We start from the raw sequence: 2,455 nt of genomic DNA on the forward strand, positions 1-2,455 counted from the left end.
AACCCTTATAGAGAAAGGCATTTAGCGATTTTTGTCAATTGTTTTTGCTCTAGAGCGAACTAATCAATTAAGTCTCTTGCCAGATAAGGATTTAGTCGATTTATGCCCCCCTATCGAACCATACCAAGTAACGAAGAACCAGATAGATAAAGATTAACGCTGGTCTCACCCTCTCGCAATCAAAGAGTGTAGGGTGCGTTATGCTATTCCTAAAAAAAACCTAATGAACTAATTCAAATTCAACCTTCATTTTTAGGGATGTAGCGAGGAGATTTAACAACAAAAAAGAGTTTCCTTCATAGTCAGCATTTTCTAAAGCTTCAATAATTGATTCATTAGTATGAATTAATTCTGCTAAAGCCTTTGTTGAAAGATGATATGTTTCCTTGATCTTAAATATTTTTCTGGCTACTTCGTCATCAATGCGAGCTTTTTCTAATTCTAATTGACGCTCTGGATTATTAGCATAATAACGTTGGTAAAGAATTTTTAAGCCATCGGCTGTTGTTTGGGGTGTATTCATATTAACTCCTGAAAATAAGTGTGTAATGCGGAGTAAGGGTTTGTAGTTTTTCTAAAATAATTTGCAGGTGGGGAGTTATGGATATCATGGCAATCTCAAGTTCATATTTAAGGCAGAATAATAAAGTAGCTCATGTTATCGGATTGAATTAAATTGAAATGTCTGTGGTCTAATGTCAGAATTTGGTTAATAGAATAGCGTTCTGCCATGACCAGTAAACTAGCATCAACTAAGCCTAACGGTAAATCTTGATAACGAGTCATAATTTTAAGAGCTTTTTCTAAATCTTCTAAATCGAAGGGAAGCAAACTATATTTTCCCTGTGTAATATCCATCAAAAAAGCTCTAGCTACTCTTTCACCGAGATATTTAGTCGCTAAATAATCAACTTCTGGTAATACCGTCACAGGCACAAAAACTTGCTGATTTCTGATCGCTTCTACGACAATAAAATGATAGTGATCGTCTCGGTCTAATAGGGCAATAATTCCACTGGTATCTGCTATTATCTTTCGTCCTGCCACAATAATTCCTCGCAACGAGTTGATAGGTCAGACATTCCACTAGCTCCCATCCCAATAGATGGGGGTAAAGATGGGGAATCATTGTCTTTTATTGGCTCATTTTCTATATTTTCCCCTATTTCTTTAAGGATTAATTGAGCAATATTTTCCTGTCGATCTGCTGACAGAGTAGCTAATTTTTTGAGAGCAAGTTCTAATAATTTAGTCATGATTTTTTATTCAATGAAAAAGTTCTAATTATAGCGCACCACTTTTATCATTCATTCTACCTGAATATAACGACGAGAAAGATTGCTTCGGGGGGATATTGGTTGAGAGATGAAGGTTAACGTGAATATCCCCCCTCGCAATGACATCTTTGTCGGAAAAAAGCTTCCTTTGACTTGGCGAAGCAATCAGTGCCAGGTATCGAGTTCCGCAAAATGCGATGTTTACCTGAGCAAAATCTCCAAAACTAAGCTTGACAAAAGACCTGAGATCGTCATATCCTACAGGTTACAAGTCTTTGCGCGAGAAAAGGCACACCACACGCAGCAATACCCAGAAACACACTTTTCTCCCCGCCGAAAACCCCAGGTACGGGTAGGTGTCCCTTGGGGACTGCTGAATTAAAGACTGCTGAATTAAAAGTTAATTGTCGGCCTGTCAACCACCTACCTCCTTGTCTCCAGCCGACGCTATCGGCGAACTTTTCCAATACTTCCACATCTTCTATTTCGCCATTATACTTTATCGTGCTACCAAGACTCTCATAGATGTCTTTCTGGACGCTGAAGCCAAACTTACCGTTACTATAATTTAGCCAAAGTTGGTTAATAGTTCGTAAATCTTCACAGGGAAAATTATCAATATCCTCTCGTCTCAACCATCCTTCGCTTTCCCTTCCGGCGACCCGACACATAACTTTACCTGTTTCTTCGTCTGCTTCTTTCCACTTTCTTGCTGCTAGGAGTTGCTGTAATCGAGAATAGTTAACCCCCCTAGCACTTTTAAGCACAATATTAGCAGCAACTTTAGGCGGTGGTGGTGTTTGAATAACGGGGGTTGCTGGTGTTGGAGAATAACGGGGAGTTGCTGGTGATTGTATTGAAGTTGCTGGTGATTGTCCCGTCAAATCTTGTAAAATCTCCCGCGCTGACTGATAACGCTTTCTTGTCCCAAACTCGATCATTTTATCAAGAATGCGCCCTAAATCATCCCGAACATTATTATTGACTAAAAACTGTCGCCAAATCCATTCATGGTCACTGGTATCTGGTATCCTGGTATCGGGAGCATCTCACCTTTGCAATGAGCATAAATACTTAGTGGAAAAATAGGCTTTTCGAGGGTAATTCTTGTTTTAATTCTCCATGTACGCAGTCTTTAAAAGCCTCTATTTCGTTCCAAGACACGATTAAGAGTGGCT

The 2,455-nt window shown here is 39.2% G+C and carries 4 protein-coding genes; all 4 read right to left on the bottom strand.

The window, feature by feature from the left end:
• Positions 1 to 220 precede the first annotated feature (220 nt).
• The 4 genes from O9290_RS03190 to O9290_RS03205 all read right to left on the bottom strand — a co-directional run bounded on the left by O9290_RS03190 (position 221) and on the right by O9290_RS03205 (position 2,218).
• Positions 221 to 523, bottom strand: coding sequence for a hypothetical protein (locus O9290_RS03190; protein WP_288027333.1), 303 nt, complete (start codon positions 521 to 523; stop codon positions 221 to 223).
• Between the two features lie 107 nt (positions 524 to 630).
• Complete coding sequence (locus O9290_RS03195) at positions 631 to 1,047, bottom strand: type II toxin-antitoxin system VapC family toxin (RefSeq protein ID WP_193961363.1); 417 nt, start codon at positions 1,045 to 1,047, stop codon at positions 631 to 633.
• Positions 1,029 to 1,256, bottom strand: coding sequence for a hypothetical protein (locus O9290_RS03200; RefSeq protein WP_004159417.1), 228 nt, complete (start codon positions 1,254 to 1,256; stop codon positions 1,029 to 1,031). Before O9290_RS03200 ends, O9290_RS03195 begins: the two co-directional genes overlap by 19 nt.
• Before the next feature lie 272 nt (positions 1,257 to 1,528).
• A complete protein-coding gene (locus tag O9290_RS03205; protein ID WP_288086700.1) occupies positions 1,529 to 2,218 on the bottom strand; it encodes a GUN4 domain-containing protein in 690 nt (229 codons plus the stop codon).
• Positions 2,219 to 2,455: the final 237 nt, after the last annotated feature.

Source organism: Microcystis sp. LE19-41.2A (assembly GCF_027530405.1).
Lineage (GTDB): Bacteria > Cyanobacteriota > Cyanobacteriia > Cyanobacteriales > Microcystaceae > Microcystis > Microcystis aeruginosa.